Here is a 19721-nt window from a genome sequence, read left to right as displayed (position 1 = left end):
TACCGTTATTCCACTTGCTTCGACCGTTTGATCCGGGGGTCAAAAACCAGGATCCCAATCTGCCTCAATCACGCGAGCAGTGAGATCGACTTTCTTGATAACCTGCCCATGAAGAAACGGAATCAACCGCTCCTTCATGCCGAACGCATCTTTCAGGTTCGCTTTCACAACCATCACATCGTTCGAACCGGTTTCCATCATATCGATGACTTTACCCAGCTCGTAGCCGGCGGAGGTGACTACCTGGCAGCCCATCAGGTCTTTCCAGTAGTAATCATCACCCTCCAACGGAGGAAGTTGATCGGAATCCACCATAATCTCGCGATTAGTCAGCAGATTCGCCGCGTCCCGATCGTCAATGCCTTTGACTTTGATGATCAGATCCTGACTGTGGCGCTTCCAGTCTTCCAACTCGATATGCTGCCACTGACCCGCCTGCTGGATAAACCACGGCTGATAGTCAAAAATGCTTTCGGCGTTCTCGGTGGATGAAAACACTCTGAGCCAACCACGAATGCCGTAAGCGGAACCCATTTTACCGAGTACAATCGGTGCGATCGGCGCTACCGGTTTGAGTTGCTTGCTCATTGCCACCACCGCGACAGATTAAGCTGCTTTCTTAGCGTCTTTGATCAGCGCGTGAACGCGATCAGAAACGGTTGCACCCAGACCAACCCAGTGCTCGATGCGGTCCAGGTCCAGACGCAGTGCTTCAGCCTGACCGGAAGCGATCGGGTTGAAGAAGCCTACGCGCTCGATGAAACGACCATCACGAGCGTTGCGGCTGTCGGTCACTACTACTTGATAGAACGGACGCTTTTTAGCGCCGCCACGTGCCAAACGAATTGTTACCATAACATCCTCTTTAGTTAATAAAACAGCCGGGCCCCATTGAGGGACGGGGCCCGGTTGCAATATAAAAAGCCCGAAAATTTTACTCATTTTGGCGCAAAAAGCAATCTAAAGCGTCGATCGCAGGGGACAACTTTTGCAGCCTGTCAAATTTCGGGCGGTTTTCACCGCGAACGGCGAATGCTGAAAGCGCCCGCACTCGGCGTGCGGAAGCCCGTCAGCGGCCGGGGAAGCCCGGCGGCATCATACCTTTCATGCCGCGCATCATCTTCGCCATACCGCCTTTTTTCATCTTCTTCATCATACGCTGCATTTCGTCGAACTGCTTCAGCAAGCGGTTGACGTCCTGCACCTGCATGCCGGCCCCCATCGCGATGCGACGCTTGCGCGAGCCCTTGATGATTTCCGGTTTGGCGCGCTCTTTCAGTGTCATCGAGTTGATGATCGCCTCCATGCGCACCAGCACTTTGTCGTCCATCTGCGACTTGACGTTGTCCGGCAGTTGGCCGGCGCCCGGCAGCTTGCTCAGCATATTGGCCATGCCGCCCATGTTGCGCATCTGCTTGAGCTGCTCCAGGAAGTCGGTCAGATCGAAACCGTCGCCCTTCTTCAGCTTGTTGGCCAGCTTCTCCGCCTGCTCGCGGTCGACCTTGCTTTCGATATCTTCGATCAGCGACAGCACGTCGCCCATGCCCAGGATGCGCGATGCCACGCGATCCGGGTAAAACGGCTCCAGCGCTTCGGTCTTCTCGCCGACGCCGAGGAACTTGATCGGCTTGCCGGTGATATGACGGATGGACAACGCGGCACCGCCGCGCGCATCGCCGTCGACCTTGGTCAGCACCACGCCGGTCAGCGGCAGCGCTTCATTAAACGCCTTGGCGGTATTGGCGGCGTCCTGGCCGGTCATGGCGTCGACCACGAACAGGGTTTCCACCGGCTTGATCGCCGCGTGCACCTGTTTGATCTCGTCCATCATCGCTTCGTCAACGTGCAAGCGGCCGGCGGTATCGACAATAAGGACATCGTAGAACTTCAGCTTGGCCTGTTGCAGCGCGCGATTGACGATGTCGATCGGTTTTTCTTTGACGTCAGACGGGAAGAAGTCGATGCCGACGCCTTCCGCCAACGTTTCCAGCTGTTTGATCGCCGCCGGGCGATAAACGTCCGCGGAAACCACCAACACTTTCTTCTTCTGTTTTTCTTTCAGGAACTTGCCGAGCTTACCGACGCTGGTCGTTTTACCGGCGCCCTGCAGGCCCGCCATCAGCACCACCGCCGGCGGCTGGGCCGCCAGATTCAGCTCGGTGTTGACTTCGCCCATCGCGGCGATCAGCTCGCCCTTGACGATCTTGACGAACTCCTGCCCCGGCGTCAGGCTTTTGTTGACTTCATGGCCAACCGCGCTCTCTTTGACGCGGTTGATGAAGTCGCGCACCACCGGCAGCGCAACGTCCGCCTCCAGCAATGCCATACGCACTTCACGCAGGGTTTCCTTGATATTCTCTTCGGTCAGCCGCCCGCGGCCGCTGATATTGCGCAACGTGCGCGACAATCGATCGGTTAAATTTTCAAACATCGTCTCATGCTCAACGTGTAATGACAGGCCGCTCCGGCGACACAATTGCGCCGATGATAACACGAAGCGCGCAGGATCTCTGCCTCAGCGTTGGAGATAGGTTGGAGTGAAACGCGCGCAACGCTATACTGACACTCCAATTAACCACGCCGAAGCAAAATTAAACGTTATGCCAGTTTTCTCCATTGTGGCTTTGATGGCCTACCTGCTCAGCCTTGGACTGATCATTCCCAGCTTGTTGCGGAAGAACAGCGCATACCGTCGGCTCGCCCTCGTCTCGGCGGTGGTGGCGTTGATTTGCCACGCCATCGCGCTGCAGCAGCGCATCTTTGACGTCAGCGCCGGGCAGAATCTCAGCCTGCTGAACATTGGTTCCATCGTCAGCCTGATCATCTGTTCGGTGATGACCTTCGTCGCTTCACGCGATCGCGGCTGGTTCCTGCTGCCGATCGTCTACAGCTTCGCGATGATCAATCTGGCCTTCGCCAGCTTCATGCCCGGCGAGTTCATCACTCACCTGGAAGCCAGCCCGGAATTGATGGTGCATATCGGCCTGGCGCTGTTCTCTTACGCCACCCTTATCATCGCCGCGCTCTACGCCTTACAGCTCGCCTGGCTCGACTACCTGTTGAAAAACAAAAAGCTGACATTTAGTGCCGACATGCCGCCGCTGATGAGCATCGAGCGCAAGATGTTCCATATCACCCAGATCGGCGTGGTGCTGCTGACGCTCACCCTGTGCACCGGCCTGCTGTACATGGATAATCTGTTCAGCAAAGAAAACGTGCATAAAGCCGTGTTGTCGATCATGGCCTGGTTCGTGTATATCGTGTTGCTGTGGGGCCATTACCATGAAGGCTGGCGCGGCCGCCGCGTCGTCTGGTTCAGCTTCGCCGGCGCCTTCCTGCTGACGCTCGCCTACTTCGGCAGCCGTCTGATTCAACAGGTGATGGTGCGCTGAGCCAGCCCGGTTCAACTTTCCCTCTCTATAAGGAATACTGCATTGGAGCATGTGTCGACGGGGACCCTCATCATTATCCTGGTGATCATGATCGTGGTCTCCGCTTACTTCTCCGCCTCCGAAACCGGCATGATGACGCTCAACCGTTATCGCCTGCGCCACCTGTCCAAACAGGGTAACCGTTCGGCGCGCCGGGTGGAGAAGCTGCTGCAAAAACCGGATCGGCTGATCGGCCTGGTGCTGATCGGCAACAACCTGGTCAACATCCTCGCCTCGGCGCTGGCGACCATCGTTGGCATGCGGCTGTATGGCGATCTCGGCGTGGCGATTGCGACCGGCGTGCTGACCTTCGCCGTGCTGCTGTTCGCTGAAGTGCTGCCGAAAACCTTCGCCGCGCTCTATCCGGAACGCATCGCCTTCCCCAGCAGCGTCTTGCTGGCGCCGTTGCAAAAGGTGATGTTCCCACTGGTCTGGCTGCTCAACGGCATCACCAGCCTGACCTTGCGCCTGTTCGGCATTCGTACCAACGTGCGCATCAGCGACGCCGTCAGCAAGGATGAGCTGCGCACCATCGTGCGTGAATCCCAGTCGCAGATCTCCCGCCGCAATCAGGACATGCTGATCTCGGTGCTGGATCTGGAAAAGGTGACGGTCAACGACATCATGGTGCCGCGCACCGAGATCGTCGGCATCGACGTCAACGACGACTGGAAGTCGATCATGCGCCAGCTGACCCACTCGCCGCACGGCCGCATCGTGCTGTATCGCAGCTCGCTGGACGACGCGATCGGCATGCTGCGCGTGCGCGAAGCCTACCGTCTGATGACCGAGAAAAAAGAGTTCAACAAAGAGAACCTGCTGCGCGCCGCCGATGAGATCTACTTCGTACCGGAAGGCACGCCGCTCAACGTACAGTTGGTGAAGTTCCAGCGCAACAAAGAGAAGGTCGGCATCGTGGTCGACGAGTACGGCGACATTCAGGGCCTGGTTACGGTGGAAGACATCCTCGAGGAGATCGTCGGCGACTTCACCACCTCGATGTCGCCGACGCTGGCGGAAGAAGTCACGCCGCAGAGCGACGGCTCGGTCTTGATCGACGGCACCGCCAACGTGCGGGAGCTGAACAAGGCCTTTAACTGGACTTTACCCGCCAATGAAGCTCGCACCGTCAACGGCATGCTGCTGGAAGAACTGGAAGAGATCCCCGAAATCGGCACCCGGGTGCGTATCGGCCATTACGATATCGACATTCTCGACGTGCAGGGCAATATGATCAAACAGGTGCGGGTCACGCCGATCACCTCGCTGCAGTCCAGCATCGGCCATCACTAACCCTCCACCAGAACGTAAAAAAGACGCGAAATCGCGTCTTTTTTGTCTCTGCGGGAAACGTACGGTTAGATATGCAGCTCCTGCAGCTTCTCTTTCGGCAGCGCCAGTTCGTCGTTGTGGTTCACCACCACGCCGTTATCCAGAATGTGCTTGGCGATTTCCTGCGCTTCTTCCAGCGAGTGCATGTGGTAGGTACCACACTGGTACTCGTTCAGCTCAGGGATCTTGCGCTGGTCGGTCACTTTCAGCACGTCGGCCATCGCCGCTTTCCAGGCATCGGCAACGCGCTGCTCTTCCGGCACGCCGATCAGGCTCATGTAGAAACCGGTGCGACAGCCCATTGGGGAGATGTCGATAATCTCCACGCCCTGGCCGTTCAGGTGGTCGCGCATAAAGCCGGCGAACAGGTGTTCCAGCGTGTGAATGCCGCGTTCGGGCATCACTTCCAGGTTCGGGCGGCAAAAGCGCAGATCAAATACCGTGATGGTATCGCCATGAGGCGTTTTCATGGTTTTCGCAACGCGGACAGCCGGGGCTGCCATACGGGTATGATCGACGGTAAAGCTATCCAGCAATGGCATTTCGCTACCTCCTCGTAAAAGAGCATTTATTTCGAAACTTTTTTTCCTAACCGGGAAACCTTTTCCAACCCTGCGAGTCTGAGTATGTGAAAGACGCGCATTTGTTATCATCATCCCTGTCATCAGAGATGCATATTTGGCCACATTGATGTGGCCTTTTTCTTTTTCAGCTTCCGCCGTTTTGCTTCAGGAACGCTTCAAAGCTTAGCGTATCATTGGCTTCTATGTCGCGTTGACGCTGCCAAGAGGCTTCCCGCTCTTTATCCAGCTCGGCTTCGTTCAGGATTTCCAACGGTTCTTCCAGCAATGTCCGGCGATACTGCTCCGCCAGCTGCAGACCGACGCGTCCGGTGCCTTCCGCCTTCATCGCCTTCAAAATGCGCGCGGAGAAGGTCAGCTCAGGGTCGTCAAACGCGGCGACCAGCTCATCGCACACCTGCTGGTATTGACGGTTGCCGGCTTCGCCGTCCAACACTTCCGCGACCCGACGCAGATCGGCGAACAGCGCCTTGCCCACTTTTTCCAGCGGTTCATGGCTGGCGCCACAGCCGATGCCGATGGTCTGGCCCGGTTTGCGCCCTTCCAGAATCACCCGGTTCCAGTTCTTGCGCGTGCACAGCAGTTCATCGCTGCTCATCTCCGGCGCATCGGCCAGCGCGCACCACACCAGGAATAGATCCAGGAAACGCGCCTGCACCGCATCCACGCCGATCGGCGAGAACGGGTTGATATCCAGAGAACGCACTTCGATGTATTCGATACCGCCGCGCAGCAGCGCGTCTGACGGCGTCTCGCCGCTTTTGGTCACGCGCTTCGGCCGGATCGGCGCATACAGCTCGTTCTCGATTTGCAGCACGTTGCTGTTCAACTGCAGATAGCGATCACCCTCTTTCACGCCTAGCTTGGCGAACTCTTCGGAAGGCGTAACGATCGCCCGCTTCAAACCGGCCACATAGCTGTGCAGATCGTTGAAGGTGATGCCCAGATTACTCTGCGACTTGTTGGTGTAACCCAGGTCGCTCAGACGCAGCGAAGTGGCGTACGGCAGGTAGCACATCCCCTGCTCGGTGCGTTCGAACGGCAGAGTGGTCTCGCGTCCTTTGAGGAACGAAGAACAAATGGCCGGCGATGCGCCGAACAGATACGGGATCACCCAACCGAAACGGTAGTAGTTGCGGATCAGGCGGAAATACCCCGCCGAGATCTGCTCTTTACCGCTTTCGGCGTCCTGCACGCCAGCCCAGGCCTGCCAAAACTCCAGCGGCAGCGAGAAGTTGTAGTGCACGCCGGAAATGGTCTGCATCAGCGCGCCATAGCGATTCTTCAACCCTTCGCGGTACAGCGTCTTCATGCGGCCGATGTTCGAAGAACCGAACTGCGCCAGCTCAATATCCTGCTCAGCTTCGATAAAGCACGGCATGCTGAGCGGCCACATGCGCTCATCGCCAATGTTGCGCGCCACGTAGCGATGAATATCGCGCAGGAACGTCAGCAGGTGATCGATATTGTCATCAACCGGCGTAATGAACTCTAACAGCGCCTCGGCGAAATCCGTGGTGATCCAGTGATGCGTCAATGCCGCCCCCAGCTTTTCCGGATGCCCGGTAGTCGCCAAGGTGCCGTTCGGCGTGACTCGCAGCGTTTCACGCTCGATGCCGCGACGAATGCCTTTTAATGCCTGAGGATGGGCTTCCAACCAAGAAAGCGCCTGTGATACGTCCGGGATCAAATTGACCTCCCGCTTCTAAAAACAATAACTCGTAAGCATACTGAATCCGCACCCGAGAGAATATTGAGTTATATTCACTTGGTTACTGCCACCAGGCGATGCCCTGTACCGTTATCATAGTCAAAACGATGTAACGCAGCGCTTTTCCGATACACAGAAACAGCGCGACAGAGCCCCAGGGCATGCGCAGCCAACCTGCCAACACGCACAACAAATCGCCCACCACCGGCACCCAGCTGAGCAACAGCGCAGCCGGGCCGAAGCGTTGCAGCCACCCGAGCGCCGTTGCCAGCCCCCGCTGTGGTTTCAACGCCGGTAACAGGCGCCCGATAATGACATTAGTCAAGCCGCCCAGCGTGTTGCCCAGGGTCGCGGCCAGCACCAGCAACTCCGGCGAGACGCGACTCTGGGTCAGCAAAGCGACCAGAACGATTTCTGAATTTCCCGGCAGCAGCGTCGCACTGAGGAAGCTGCTGCCAAATAACGATATTACGGCTAGCGTACTACTCACAGCGTGCGAACGTCTACCACGTCCATACCGGCGCTTTTTGCCGCCTGAATGCCGAACTCGGCGTCTTCAAACACCACGCACTTTTCCGGCGGCACGCCGATAAGTTCGGCGCAGCGCAGGAAGGTGTCCGGCTCCGGTTTATGGCGCTGTACGTCGTCCGCACCGACGATCGCGTCGAAGCAGTTGAACAGGCCGAGATGACGCAGCAGCATTTCCGCCATGCGGTGCTCGCTGCCGGTACCGACCGCCATCGGACGGCGACCGTGATAGGATTTTACCACCTCGATCAGCGGCAACGGGCGCACGCTGTCCAACAGCATCGCCTCCACCGCGCGGGTTTTCTCCGCGGCCAAGTGATGGGGATCGAGATCGGCCTGGTGGCTGGCGATAATCGCCTGAGCGATGCGCCAGGTCGGTGAACCGCTCAGCGCCACCATAGCCGCTTCATCAAACGTCATGCCATAACGCGACAGCACTTCGCTCCACGCTTTGCGGTGCGTTGGCTCGGTGTCCAGAATCGTGCCGTCCATGTCGAAAATAAGACCCTGATAGCGGTCGTACATCGTTACTCCATGATCGTTGAGGAAAGAAAACTACTTTAGCGTAAAGCCGTTGGGTTGTCGCTGACTGCATCATAGCGGAATGTGCTGTGATCGATCGGGTACAAAGCAGGAAAGAGGTGAAGAGAGAATGGCTAAATGCTGAAAAGCGAAAAACCCGCCGAGGCGGGTTTCTCTTAGATGGTGCATCCGGGAGGATTCGAACCTCCGACCGCTCGGTTCGTAGCCGAGTACTCTATCCAGCTGAGCTACGGATGCATGACTGTTTTTGCCGCTTGTCTGTTTCACGAATAACAGAAAAGCAAAAACCCGCTAAGGCGGGCTTCTCTTAGATGGTGCATCCGGGAGGATTCGAACCTCCGACCGCTCGGTTCGTAGCCGAGTACTCTATCCAGCTGAGCTACGGATGCATGACTGTTTTTGCCGCTTGTCTGTTTCACGAATAACAGAAAAGCAAAAACCCGCTAAGGCGGGCTTCTCTTAGATGGTGCATCCGGGAGGATTCGAACCTCCGACCGCTCGGTTCGTAGCCGAGTACTCTATCCAGCTGAGCTACGGATGCATTACTATTTTTACCGCATGCCGGCTTTGTTAATAAAGCCAGGCTTTAAGAATGGTGCATCCGGGAGGATGATTCGGCGCTAGCGCCTCACCCTGCGGGCCGTTGCTGAAGCAACGTTATCCTCCCTGGTAACACTTTTTTCCTCTCACCCGCATGAAGATTTTTCTTCGCGACGAATGAGATTAAGAATGGTGCATCCGGGAGGATTCGAACCTCCGACCGCTCGGTTCGTAGCCGAGTACTCTATCCAGCTGAGCTACGGATGCACAGGAATTCTTTTTTGATACCGTATGGTATGTTGTTACTACCCCACCATACTGCAAAATATGGTGCATCCGGGAGGATTCGAACCTCCGACCGCTCGGTTCGTAGCCGAGTACTCTATCCAGCTGAGCTACGGATGCAAATGGCGGTGAGGCGGGGATTCGAACCCCGGATGCAGCTTTTGACCGCATACTCCCTTAGCAGGGGAGCGCCTTCAGCCTCTCGGCCACCTCACCATACGCTTCTTTCGAATTGTGCCTGACTTGCTTTAGAGAAGCTCATCGGCACTGCGTGGCGCACATATTACTTTCTCCGACTTTTAAGTCAAACAATTTTTCCCAACTCATGCGCGTTTGCACAATTCGCACCCAACATGGGCGATTTCACGGCAAAAAGGGCGTTTAATCAACAGGCAACCGCAACGTCTGCAGCAATAAAGCAGGAAACTCACCGGGAAAATAATCACGAAAAAGAGAGGGGAGAACGAAAGAAGTGGGTAAAACGATGCAGTAGCGTCTCGTCTGGCAACGAGACGCTGCTTCGGAATCAGTAAGTCGTCTGCTGAGACTTCTCTGCCTGAATGCGCTGATAGATTTCTTCACGGTGAACTGAAACCTCTTTGGGGGCGTTCACACCAATACGCACCTGGTTGCCTTTTACCCCTAGCACAGTGACCGTAACCTCATCGCCAATCATGAGGGTTTCACCAACTCGACGAGTCAGAATTAACATTCTTTGCTCCTTGAAAGATTAAAAGAGTCGGGTCTCTCAGTTTCCCCGTCATTATCCATCATATGTGGTGAAAACGTAAGCCGCGCAATCCACAATAAGTGTAAGCAGACTTGGTCCCACCTCAGATAATGGTAAGTTTAGCCGACCAGAAAAACTTTGTTCCCGCAATTGTAACTAAATTGTGTTAGCACAGTATGAAAACGCCATAATCAACAAAGTATTATGGCGTTTGTCCGTGCTATTTATTTATGTTCACAGCTTTGAGGCCACCCAGGCTTCTACGCTGTTTAACGCCGCTGGCAGAGCGTTGATATCCGTCCCCCCCGCCATCGCCATATCCGGGCGACCACCGCCCTTGCCGCCGACCTGCTGTGCCACGTTGCCGATCAACTCGCCGGCTTTCACGCGGTCAGTCAGATCCTTGGTCACGCCCGCGACCAGGCTGACTTTGTCATCAGCCGTCGTCGCCAACACGATAATGGCCGAACCCAATTGATTTTTCAGGTCATCCACCATGGTGCGCAGCATTTTGGCTTCGACATTGTCCAACTGGCTGACCAACAGCTTCACGCCGTTAACCACTTTCGCCTGGCTGGACAGCGACGCGCTTTCCTGCGCCGCCTGCTGATCTTTCAGTTGCTGCAGTTCTTTTTCCAGCACGCGCGTGCGATCGAGCACCGAACGCACTTTATCGGTCAGGTTGTTGCTGTCGCCCTTCACCAACTGCGCAACGTCTTGCAACAAATCGCTTTGCTGGTGCAGCGTGGCGATAGCGCCAGCGCCGGTCACCGCTTCAATACGGCGGATGCCCGCCGCGGTGCCCGACTCGCTCAGAATGCGGAACAGGCCGATATCGCCGGTGCGGCTGGCGTGGGTGCCGCCGCACAGCTCGGTGGAGAAGTCGCCCATGGTCAGCACGCGCACGTTGTCGTCGTACTTCTCACCGAACAGCGCCATTGCGCCCTTCTCTTTGGCGTCTTCCAACGCCATCAGCTCGGTCTGCACCGGCAGGTTACGACGCACCTGCTGGTTCACCAAATCTTCCACCGCGCGGATTTGTTCCGGCTTCATCGCTTCGAAGTGCGAGAAGTCGAAACGCAGGTATTTGTCGTTAACCAGCGAGCCTTTCTGCGCAACGTGATCGCCCAACGTTTGGCGCAGCGCGGCGTGCAGCAGGTGAGTCGCGGAGTGGTTCAGGCGGATGCTGTTGCGGCGCTCGGCGTCGATCTGCGCATCCACGCGATCGTTCAGCTTCAGCGAGCCCTGCGCCAGTTTGCCTTGGTGGCCGATAGCCTGACCGTATTTCTGGGTGTCATTGACCACAAACTCGGCGCCGGCGGCTTTCAGCACGCCTTTATCGCCGACCTGGCCGCCAGATTCACCGTAGAACGGCGTCTCGTCCAGCACCACCACAGCCTCTTCGCCGGCGTTGATCTGCTCGACCGGCTGGCCGTCACGGAACAGCGCGATCACCGTCGCCTGCTGCTCGTCGTGATCGTAGCCGCTGAACTGGCTGCTGCCATCCACGCGGATCAGGCTGTTGTAGTCGGCGCCGAAGCCGCTGGATTCGCGCGCGCGGCGGCGCTGCGCTTCCATCGCTTCTTCAAAGCCCGCTTCGTCGACTTTCAGACCGCGCTCGCGGCAGACGTCAGCGGTCAGATCGACCGGGAAACCGTAGGTATCGTACAGACGGAAAGCCGTTTCGCCGTCCAGAGTATCACCCTGCAACTTGGCCAGCTCTTCGTCCAGCAACGCCAGACCACGCTCCAGCGTGCGGGCAAACTGCTCTTCTTCGGTTTTCAGCACCTGCTCCACCAGCGATTGCTGGCGTTTCAGCTCGTCGGCCGCCGGGCCCATCACTTCGATCAGTGGCGCTACCAGCTTGTAGAAGAAGGTATCTTTCGCGCCCAGCATGTTGCCATGACGGATCGCGCGGCGAATGATACGACGCAGCACGTAGCCGCGGTTTTCGTTAGACGGGATCACGCCGTCAGACACCAGGAAGGCACAGGAACGGATGTGGTCGGCAATAACGCGCAGGGATTTGTTATCCAGATCGGTCGCACCGGTCACTTTCGCCACGGCGGCGATCAGGGTGCGGAACAGGTCGATCTCATAGTTGGAGTTCACATGCTGCAACACCGCCGCGATGCGCTCCAGACCCATGCCGGTATCCACCGAAGGTTTCGGCAGCGGCAGCATGGTGCCGTCGGACTGACGGTTGAACTGCATGAAAACGATGTTCCAGATCTCGATGTAGCGGTCGCCGTCTTCTTCCGGGCTGCCCGGAGGGCCACCCCAGATGTGATCGCCGTGATCGTAGAAAATCTCGGTGCACGGGCCGCATGGGCCGGTGTCGCCCATCTGCCAGAAGTTATCGGAAGCGAAAGGCGCGCCCTTGTTGTCGCCGATGCGGATAATGCGCTCGGCCGGTACGCCGATTTGCTTCTGCCAAATGTCGAACGCTTCGTCATCGGTTTCATACACGGTGACCCACAGTCTCTCTTTCGGCAGGTTGAACCAGTTTTCACCGGTCAGCAGTTCCCACGCGTAGCTGATCGCGTCGTGCTTGAAGTAATCGCCGAAGCTGAAGTTACCCAGCATTTCAAAGAAGGTGTGGTGACGAGCGGTATAACCGACGTTTTCCAGGTCGTTATGCTTGCCGCCTGCGCGCACGCAGCGCTGCGAGGTGGTGGCGCGGGAATAGGCGCGTTTGTCGAGCCCCAGGAAAACATCCTTAAATTGGTTCATGCCGGCATTGGTAAACAGCAATGTCGGATCATTGTTAGGCACCAGGGAGCTGCTTGCTACAACCTGATGGCCCTTACTATGAAAGAAATCGAGAAACGCTTGACGGATCTCAGCGGTGCTCTTGCTCATAATTTTCCTGGAAAGGCTAGAATAACGACACGTGAGCCGGTGGCGCGTCATCCCGACGATGACAACCAGCTCACGAACAAAAAGTGGGGATAAGATAAATTTTCTTCAGAGGGAAGTAAAACCCCGTGTGCGCTCATTGCGCAAAATCACGGTAAATTGACTGAATTTCTTCCTGGAAGAAGCCGCGATAGAGCAGATAACGCTGCACTTTGGCTTTCTCTTTCCAGTCGGTTGGCAACGCATCGCCAAATTTTCGCTGCGCCACCTGTTTCGCCTGTTCGCACCAGTCGATATCGCATTCCGCCAAGGCGTCCTGCACCAGCGCTTTATCCACGCCCTTTTGCATCAGTTCGCTGCGGATGCGCTGCGCGCCATAACCTTTACGGCTGCGGCTGCCGATGTAGCTGTATGCGAAACGCTGATCGTCCAGCCAGTTGTGCTGGTAACAGTAGGCGATAACCTGATCGATCAGCGCAGGATCCACCGGCTCTTCGGCCACCGTCGGCGCTTGCGGCCCCTTGCCGCCAAACCGGGCTTTCGCCACAAACGGCTGCGCCGCAAGTTTGCGGCGCAGTTCAGCTTCACTATGATCGCGTTGCGACAGCAGGCGCATGGCGCGGCTTAGCAAGTCATTCATCATTCAAGCCTGAATTCAGAGGATATGCGCCACATAAACGGCGGCGCACATCTTCAGCGATTAGAACTGCTCGCTGGTTTCCGCTTCGTCGTCTTCGAAGTCGTCACCGGAAGCGGCTACCAGTTCACCGCCGCTGTGCAGCAGCAGGTCGCGCAGTTTCTTATCCAGCTCGGCGGCGATAGCCGGGTTTTCTTTCAGGAAGTTACAGGCGTTCGCCTTACCCTGACCAATCTTCTCGCCGTTATAGCTGTACCAGGCGCCGGCTTTTTCAATCATCTTGTGCTTCACGCCCAGATCGACCAGTTCGCCACGGCTGTTGATGCCTTCGCCGTACATGATTTGGAACTCAGCCTGTTTGAACGGCGCAGCGATTTTGTTCTTCACCACTTTCACGCGGGTTTCGCTGCCCACCACTTCGTCGCCCTCTTTGATGGCGCCGATACGACGGATATCCAGACGCACCGAAGCATAGAACTTCAGGGCGTTACCACCGGTCGTGGTTTCCGGGTTGCCGAACATCACACCAATTTTCATACGGATCTGGTTGATGAAGATCAGCAGGGTATTGGCGTTTTTCAGGTTGCCGGCCAGCTTACGCATCGCCTGGCTCATCATGCGCGCCGCCAGGCCCATGTGCGAATCGCCGATTTCACCTTCGATTTCCGCCTTCGGCGTCAGCGCCGCCACGGAGTCGACGATAATGACATCAACCGCGCCGGAGCGGGTCAGCGCATCACAGATTTCCAGCGCCTGCTCGCCGGTGTCCGGCTGGGAGCACAGCAGGTTGTCGATATCGACGCCCAGCTTTTTCGCATAGATAGGATCCAGCGCGTGCTCGGCGTCGATGAACGCACAGGTTTTGCCTTCGCGCTGCGCGGCGGCGATCACCTGCAGCGTCAAAGTGGTTTTACCGGACGATTCCGGGCCGTAAATTTCGACGATGCGGCCCATCGGCAGGCCACCGGCGCCCAGGGCGATATCGAGTGACAGTGAGCCGGTGGAGATCGTTTCCACGTCCATGGAGCGGTCTTCACCCAGACGCATGATGGAGCCTTTGCCGAACTGTTTCTCAATCTGGCCCAGTGCCGCAGCTAACGCCTTTTGCTTGTTCTCATCAATAGCCATTTTTGCTCCTTCGTTTCGCAATGCCGGTGTTACCCCACACTGCCACTGAATGTATGTTGTGCAGGAAATGTCACTAATTATACTGTATGGTCATACAGTATCAAGCCTAATTTACAAAAATTCGTCGATGGCGGTTTGCAGCGCGAAAATCGTCGCCTGCAGCCGCACCGCATCGCGGTCGCCCTCGAATTGCATCTTGCGCGAAAGCCCCCGGCCATCGCTGCTGGCAAAGCCGAACCACACGGTGCCGACCGGCTTTTCCACGCTGCCGCCGTCCGGGCCGGCGATGCCGCTCACCGACAGCGCCAGATCGGCCTGCGCCGCCCGCAGCGCCCCTATCGCCATCTCGCGCACCACCTCTTCGCTGACCGCGCCGTGCGCCATCAACGTCGCTTCGCTCACCCCCAGCAGATCATGTTTCGCCGCATTACTGTAGGTGACGAAACCGCGATCGAAATAGGCGGAGCTGCCGGCGATATCGGTAATGGCCTTGGCGATGCCACCGCCGGTGCAGGATTCCGCGCAGGTGATCCAGCGGCCCTGAGCCTTCAGTTTTTCCCCCGCCAGCACGCTGAGCCGGCGCAGTTGGTTTTCACTCATAACCCCTCCCTCGCGAATTCAGGTATATGCGCCCGATAGTAGCATTTATCAAGGCGACACGGCGGCTGGCGCGCAGAAATGCGCAGCGCCTCGCAGGAGGTGCGGTTTTAAGCGCCCGGCCAAGCTGCTAGTATCAAAAGAAGCGCCCCATTGAGCGGCGGCGCACCAGCACAAGGAACATCACGGAGGCGGCACGCTGCGGCGGCCTCAGGGCGCACCAGAAGAGATTAGGATGATAGCGTGAAAAAAACGTTGGGCGTATTCTTGCCGTTGTACACCACCACCCTGTTGCTGCTGTTGGGCTCAGGCCTGCTCACCACCTATGTCTCGCTGCGGCTGGCCTCCATCCACGTCAGCAGCGCGCTGATCGGCGCCATCATCGCCGCCAACTACATCGGGTTGGTGATCGGCGGCAAGGTCGGCCACTTTCTCATCGCCCGCGTCGGGCATATCCGCGCCTACGTGGCCTGCGCCGGCATCATCACCGCTGCGGTGCTGGGGCACGGTCTGACGGCGTTCATTCCCGCCTGGGTCGCGCTGCGTCTGGTGATCGGGCTGTGCATGATGTGCCAGTATATGGTGCTGGAAAGCTGGCTGAACGACCAGGCGGAATCCAACCAGCGCGGCATGGTGTTCGGCTTCTATATGGCGGCGACCTATCTCGGCATGTCGCTGGGCCAGATAGTGCTGATGCTGCAAAGCAACCTGGGCATCAGCACGCTGCTGGTGATCGCGCTGTGCTTCGCGCTTTGTCTGGTGCCCATCGCTCTCACCACCCGCACCAATGCGCGCCACATGTCGCCGGCCCCGATGGAGCTGCGTTACTTTGTCGGCGCCATTCCCAAGGTGCTGGCTACCACGCTGGTGATCGGCATGGTGGTGGGCTCGTTTTACGGCCTGGCGCCGGTCTACGCCAGCCTGCAATCCTTAACCACTCAGCAAACCGGCCTGTTCATGGCGCTGGCCATCTTCGCCGGGCTGGTGGCGCAGTTCCCGCTCAGTTGGCTGTCGGATCGCTATAATCGCCCGTTGCTGATGCGCCTCAACGCCATTTTTCTGATCGTGGCGGCGCTGCCGCTGGCGCTGCTGCCGCACATCGATTTCCCGCTGCTGCTGGCGGTCGGGTTCGTCGTCAGCATGTTGCAATTTACGCTCTACCCGTTGGCGGTGGCGCTGGCCAACGATCTGATCGAGCCGGAACGCCGCGTCTCGCTGGCCGCCTGTCTGCTGATGGCGTTCGGCGTCGGCGCCAGCATCGGGCCATTGGCGGTCGGCGCGCTGATCGAGCCGCTTGGCGGCAATATCCTGTACGCCTTTTTCGCCCTGTGCGGCGTGCTGCTGGCGGCCCTCAGCCGCACGGCGAAAGCGGAGGAACCGCAGTTGGCGCAGGACGCGCCGGTGCCGCACATTCCGCTGCCGGACAGCCTCGCCAGCTCGCCGCTGTCGCCGGCGCTCAATCCGACCTTCGATGAACAGATCATTCACGACACCATGCCGCCGCCGGAAGCGGCGCCCGAGGTCGACGAGCCGCAGCCCGAAGCACAAGAGGCGGAGCCCTTGCCTCAGGGCGCCGATCCGGAAGAAGACACCGGCCTGAAAAAGGCGCACGCCATGCTGTAAACGGCGGCGTTACAGATCCTGGAAGGAGCCCAACAGAAAACCGCGTTCGGCGATCGCTGCTTTCAGCGTCGGCGCGGTCAACACATCCAGCTCGACGAGGCGCGGATGGCAGTATTGGCTCTGCAGGATCGTCGCGTCGAGGAACGCCGGATGGCACATCATTTCCAATGACTCTGCGCCCTGCTCGTCGGCGCGCGCCAACCTTTGCAGGAACAGCGTTTCGGAAATCGTCTCACCGTAGAATCCCGCGTCGAAAGCGTCAGTGCTATAGGGGGCATGCAGCGTGATGCCACGCCGTTTCGCCTCTTCGCGATCGAGACGCAGCGGCAGCCCCTGCGCCTGCGCGAACGCCTCCACCAGCGGATAAATTTGCGGCTGCATATGCACATGGTGGTGGCTGTCGATATGCGTCGGCGGCCGGCCGAACAGCGTCACGAAGCGCGCGAACTGGCGCTGCAGCTCCTCGTGAATTTCGTCCAGCTGCAGCTCGCCGGCCTCGGCGCGGCGCCACAGCCATTTGCCCAGTTCGCCATGTTCGTTGACCAGCGAAGGCATGGCGCCCAGCGGCTTGCCATGGGTCAAAACGAAATGCAGCCCAATCGGCAACCCCGGATATTGCCGGCTGAGCGCCGCCGCGTGCTGCGCGCCGCCGCCGTTCACCATCGCCGTGGTGGAGGAAACGACGCCATGCTGATACGCCTCGATGACGCCATAGTTCTGCCCTTTGCTCAGGCCGAAATCATCGGCATTCACGATCAGTAGTTTTTCCATAGAGGCTCCCGCGGGATGGATTTTTGGCAAGGGAAGGCCGACCGCTCGGCGCGGCATTCCCCCTCGTTAAGGTAAAAATCAAATGATTAACCGACCGGCGCCCTGAAGCTCATCGGCATATCGGCGTTGATACTGATCGGGAGCGGCCCTAAAGAGGGCCGTAACACTTTTTTCGGTAGTTGCCTGGGGTCACGTCGGTGAGCCGCTTGAAGTTTTTAATGAACAAGCTGACGTCGCCATAGCCGGAATCGAAGGCGATGTCAGAGACCGAATAGTTGGTGACCTCCAGCTGCGTCTTGGCGAAGTTGATGCGGATCTCATTGATCACCTGCATCGGCGTCTTCTGGTAGTAGCGCCGCATCGCCCGGGTCAGATACTCCTGGGTTTTCCCCGACAGCGCCACCATGTTCGCCAACGCCTTTTCGCCGAACATCGCCTTGTCATGCATGCCGGCCAGGGTGTTCTTCAGCCACTGCGGAATATCATCGCCGCCGTCGTTTTCTTCTTTATGGTGACGAATGCGGCTGATCACATAGAAGGTCAGCGTTTCGAGAAACTCGGCGAAGTCATCCTCACGAAACTGCGGCGAACTCACCACCGATTCGATATAGGCCAAAAACTCGCTTCTCAGGCTGTAGGCCTGCGAGGCGACAAAGCAACGCGGCAACTGCTGCAAATAGTGCTCTTCAAAGAACGCTTTGCTGACCGCCACGTTGAAAATTTTCGTCGCGCCGAACTCGTAAAAGCTCTGGTGGTAAGAGCCGATGGGGATAAAGACGAAATCCCCGCGTTCCAGCAGCACCCGCTTGCCGTTGATCTCCTGATAGCATTTGCCGCTCAGCACAATAGTGAACTCGTAATAGTCGTGCTGATGCAGCCCGGTGGCGCTTTCCACCTTGTTGTAGATGAACAGGTGAAAGTCTTTGCAGTTAAAGAAATCCTGCTCGCGAATCAGCTTCACGTCGTTGGCACTCAGCGAAATTCGGTTATCGGACACGGCGCCGGCCTCCCGTTAGTCAAATCCGTTGCGTCTGGCCGCCTCGGCAAACCAGTAACCGCTTTTTTTGATGGTGCGCCGCTGATCCGCCCGATCCAGCCGCACCAGCCCATAACGATTCTTGTAGGCATTCAGCCAGGACCAGCAGTCGATAAAGGTCCACAGATGATAGCCCTTGCACTGCGAGCCTTCCGCCAGCGCGCGGTGCAGCCACTTCAGGTGCTCGCGAATAAAGTCGATGCGGTAATCGTCCTCCACCCGCCCATCGGCGCCGATAAACGCTTCTTCGCCCTCGACGCCCATGCCGTTTTCCGAAATATAACAGGGCAGATTGCCGTAGTTCTCTTTCAGATCCATCAGGATGTCGTACAGCCCCTTCTCATAGATCTCCCAGCCGCGGTGCGGATTGATTTTGCGGCCCGGCATTGCATAGTAACTGAACAAATCCTCCGGTGATGCGATCGGCCCCTCGGCGCGCCGTCCCTCTTTCGCCTGCACCCTGCGCGGCTGGTAATAGTTGACGCCAAGGATATCCACCACGCCGCCTTCGATCAGCTGCGCGTCCTGCGGTTCGCAGTAGGGCATCAGCCCATGTCGCTCCAGCAGGTGCAGCAATGCGGCCGGGTAACGCCCTTTGGCGACCGGATCGAGGAAACTACGGTTGAGCAGCAGATCGGCGTCGTGTGCCGCCTGCAGATCCTCCGGCGCGTCGGAGCGCGGATAGGTTGGGCTCAGATTCAGAATGATGCCGATGCTCCCCGGCAGCCTCCGCGCTCTGAAACGCTGCACCGCCATGGCGTGCGCCAGTACGCTGTGATACGCCACGGTGACCGCCCGTTTGAAGTCCACTACGCAAGGGTAGTGCAGGTCATTCAGGTAACCGGCTTCCACCGGCACGATCGGCTCGTTGAAGGTGAACCAGTGGGTGACCCGATCGCCAAATAGGCCGAAACAGGTATCGGCGTAACGCGCATAGGCTTCGACCACCGCCCGGCTTTCCCAACCGCCGCGCTGTTGCATGCACAGCGGCATATCGAAGTGATAGAGATTGATAAACGGGGTGATGCCCTGCGCCAGCAGCTCGTCGATCATCGCGTTATAGAACGCCACCGCCTGCGGGTTCACTTCACCGTCGCCGTCCGGGATCAGCCGCGACCACGAGATCGACGTTCTAAAGGTATTGTGGCCCAGCGTTTTGAGCAGCCCGATATCGGTGCGGAAATGGTCGTAAAAGGTCGAGGCTTCGGTCGGCCCCACCCGATCGTGAAAACGCTCGGGCGCGATCTCGTACCAATAGTCGAAGATGTTGCGGCTCTTGCCGTCCCGCGCGGCCGCCCCTTCAGACTGCGGCGCGGAGGTGGCGCTGCCCCACCAGAACCCGTCGGCAAATTGATATTCCATACTCGCGTCCCTCGCGGGGCGGCCACG

Annotated in this window: 19 protein-coding genes and 6 tRNA genes; 4 read left to right on the top strand and 21 right to left on the bottom strand. The window is 58.0% G+C overall.

The window, feature by feature from the left end:
* Window positions 1–39: 39 nt before the first annotated feature.
* The 3 genes from rimM to ffh all read right to left on the bottom strand — a co-directional run bounded on the left by rimM (window position 40) and on the right by ffh (window position 2431).
* The gene (gene rimM / locus ACJ8PN_RS13250) at window positions 40–588 is read right to left on the bottom strand and encodes a ribosome maturation factor RimM (RefSeq protein WP_004932489.1); all 549 of its coding nucleotides are present in this window, start codon (window positions 586–588) and stop codon (window positions 40–42) included.
* A gap of 18 nt (window positions 589–606) precedes the next feature.
* Window positions 607–855 (bottom strand): 30S ribosomal protein S16, encoded by a 249-nt coding sequence (rpsP, locus tag ACJ8PN_RS13245; RefSeq protein ID WP_004932501.1) that lies wholly within the window; start codon window positions 853–855, stop codon window positions 607–609.
* Between the two features lie 214 nt (window positions 856–1069).
* Complete coding sequence (ffh, locus tag ACJ8PN_RS13240) at window positions 1070–2431, bottom strand: signal recognition particle protein (protein WP_004932504.1); 1362 nt, start codon at window positions 2429–2431, stop codon at window positions 1070–1072.
* A 169-nt stretch (window positions 2432–2600) separates the two neighbouring features.
* On the opposite strand from ffh, the gene ACJ8PN_RS13235 reads away from it, so the two are divergent.
* Together ACJ8PN_RS13235 and ACJ8PN_RS13230 are read left to right on the top strand one after the other, a co-directional pair.
* A complete protein-coding gene (locus ACJ8PN_RS13235; protein WP_004932506.1) occupies window positions 2601–3392 on the top strand; it encodes a cytochrome C assembly family protein in 792 nt (263 codons plus the stop codon).
* Window positions 3393–3434: 42 nt separating this feature from the next.
* Window positions 3435–4724, top strand: coding sequence for an HlyC/CorC family transporter (locus tag ACJ8PN_RS13230; protein WP_015376704.1), 1290 nt, complete (start codon window positions 3435–3437; stop codon window positions 4722–4724).
* Between the two features lie 65 nt (window positions 4725–4789).
* Here ACJ8PN_RS13230 and luxS read toward each other — a convergent pair whose 3' ends face one another.
* The 12 genes from luxS to alaS all read right to left on the bottom strand — a co-directional run bounded on the left by luxS (window position 4790) and on the right by alaS (window position 12543).
* Window positions 4790–5305: an S-ribosylhomocysteine lyase gene (luxS, locus tag ACJ8PN_RS13225; RefSeq protein WP_004932513.1), complete on the bottom strand. Its 516-nt coding sequence runs from the start codon at window positions 5303–5305 to the stop codon at window positions 4790–4792.
* Between the two features lie 166 nt (window positions 5306–5471).
* Window positions 5472–7034 (bottom strand): glutamate--cysteine ligase, encoded by a 1563-nt coding sequence (gene gshA, locus ACJ8PN_RS13220; protein ID WP_171453350.1) that lies wholly within the window; start codon window positions 7032–7034, stop codon window positions 5472–5474.
* Window positions 7035–7116: 82 nt separating this feature from the next.
* Entirely contained in the window at window positions 7117–7545 is a 429-nt protein-coding gene (locus ACJ8PN_RS13215) for a YqaA family protein (RefSeq protein WP_025159656.1), read from the bottom strand.
* A complete protein-coding gene (yqaB, locus tag ACJ8PN_RS13210; protein ID WP_004932523.1) occupies window positions 7542–8108 on the bottom strand; it encodes a fructose-1-phosphate/6-phosphogluconate phosphatase in 567 nt (188 codons plus the stop codon). Before yqaB ends, ACJ8PN_RS13215 begins: the two co-directional genes overlap by 4 nt.
* A gap of 178 nt (window positions 8109–8286) precedes the next feature.
* Window positions 8287–8363, bottom strand: a tRNA-Arg gene (locus ACJ8PN_RS13205).
* A 75-nt stretch (window positions 8364–8438) separates the two neighbouring features.
* Window positions 8439–8515: transfer RNA gene (locus tag ACJ8PN_RS13200), tRNA-Arg, on the bottom strand.
* A gap of 75 nt (window positions 8516–8590) precedes the next feature.
* A tRNA-Arg gene (locus tag ACJ8PN_RS13195) sits at window positions 8591–8667 on the bottom strand.
* Window positions 8668–8856: 189 nt separating this feature from the next.
* Window positions 8857–8933, bottom strand: a tRNA-Arg gene (locus ACJ8PN_RS13190).
* A gap of 61 nt (window positions 8934–8994) precedes the next feature.
* Window positions 8995–9071 (bottom strand) — tRNA-Arg (locus ACJ8PN_RS13185).
* A gap of 3 nt (window positions 9072–9074) precedes the next feature.
* A tRNA-Ser gene (locus tag ACJ8PN_RS13180) sits at window positions 9075–9167 on the bottom strand.
* Between the two features lie 310 nt (window positions 9168–9477).
* On the bottom strand, window positions 9478–9663 hold the full coding sequence (gene csrA / locus ACJ8PN_RS13175; RefSeq protein WP_004091602.1) for a carbon storage regulator CsrA: 186 nt from the start codon (window positions 9661–9663) through the stop codon (window positions 9478–9480).
* Window positions 9664–9915: 252 nt separating this feature from the next.
* Window positions 9916–12543, bottom strand: coding sequence for an alanine--tRNA ligase (gene alaS, locus ACJ8PN_RS13170; RefSeq protein ID WP_049242670.1), 2628 nt, complete (start codon window positions 12541–12543; stop codon window positions 9916–9918).
* On the opposite strand from alaS, the gene ACJ8PN_RS13165 reads away from it, so the two are divergent.
* Window positions 12493–12636 (top strand): hypothetical protein, encoded by a 144-nt coding sequence (locus ACJ8PN_RS13165; RefSeq protein ID WP_162180460.1) that lies wholly within the window; start codon window positions 12493–12495, stop codon window positions 12634–12636. The genes alaS and ACJ8PN_RS13165 overlap by 51 nt on opposite strands.
* A gap of 40 nt (window positions 12637–12676) precedes the next feature.
* Here ACJ8PN_RS13165 and recX read toward each other — a convergent pair whose 3' ends face one another.
* From recX to pncC, 3 genes are all read right to left on the bottom strand, one after another.
* On the bottom strand, window positions 12677–13180 hold the full coding sequence (recX, locus tag ACJ8PN_RS13160) for a recombination regulator RecX (protein ID WP_171455023.1): 504 nt from the start codon (window positions 13178–13180) through the stop codon (window positions 12677–12679).
* A gap of 60 nt (window positions 13181–13240) precedes the next feature.
* The gene (recA, locus tag ACJ8PN_RS13155) at window positions 13241–14305 is read right to left on the bottom strand and encodes a recombinase RecA (protein ID WP_004932541.1); all 1065 of its coding nucleotides are present in this window, start codon (window positions 14303–14305) and stop codon (window positions 13241–13243) included.
* A gap of 111 nt (window positions 14306–14416) precedes the next feature.
* Entirely contained in the window at window positions 14417–14905 is a 489-nt protein-coding gene (gene pncC / locus ACJ8PN_RS13150; RefSeq protein WP_015376700.1) for a nicotinamide-nucleotide amidase, read from the bottom strand.
* A 240-nt stretch (window positions 14906–15145) separates the two neighbouring features.
* On the opposite strand from pncC, the gene ACJ8PN_RS13145 reads away from it, so the two are divergent.
* A complete protein-coding gene (locus ACJ8PN_RS13145) occupies window positions 15146–16525 on the top strand; it encodes an MFS transporter (protein ID WP_131165241.1) in 1380 nt (459 codons plus the stop codon).
* A gap of 9 nt (window positions 16526–16534) precedes the next feature.
* Here the strand turns inward: ACJ8PN_RS13145 and chbG are convergent, their stop codons facing one another.
* The 3 genes from chbG to ACJ8PN_RS13130 all read right to left on the bottom strand — a co-directional run bounded on the left by chbG (window position 16535) and on the right by ACJ8PN_RS13130 (window position 19694).
* A complete protein-coding gene (gene chbG, locus ACJ8PN_RS13140) occupies window positions 16535–17296 on the bottom strand; it encodes a chitin disaccharide deacetylase (protein WP_004932547.1) in 762 nt (253 codons plus the stop codon).
* A 148-nt stretch (window positions 17297–17444) separates the two neighbouring features.
* Window positions 17445–18293: a transcriptional regulator ChbR gene (gene chbR, locus ACJ8PN_RS13135; RefSeq protein WP_015376697.1), complete on the bottom strand. Its 849-nt coding sequence runs from the start codon at window positions 18291–18293 to the stop codon at window positions 17445–17447.
* 15 nt (window positions 18294–18308) lie between these two features.
* Complete coding sequence (locus tag ACJ8PN_RS13130; protein WP_171453349.1) at window positions 18309–19694, bottom strand: glycoside hydrolase family 1 protein; 1386 nt, start codon at window positions 19692–19694, stop codon at window positions 18309–18311.
* Between the last annotated feature and the right edge of the window lie 27 nt (window positions 19695–19721).

Source organism: Serratia sp. CY76391 (genome assembly GCF_052166695.1).
GTDB classification, from domain to species: Bacteria; Pseudomonadota; Gammaproteobacteria; order Enterobacterales; family Enterobacteriaceae; genus Serratia; species Serratia nematodiphila.
The sequence above is the reverse complement of the archived record's forward strand: the minus strand, read 5'-3'. Positions and strand labels throughout refer to the sequence as shown.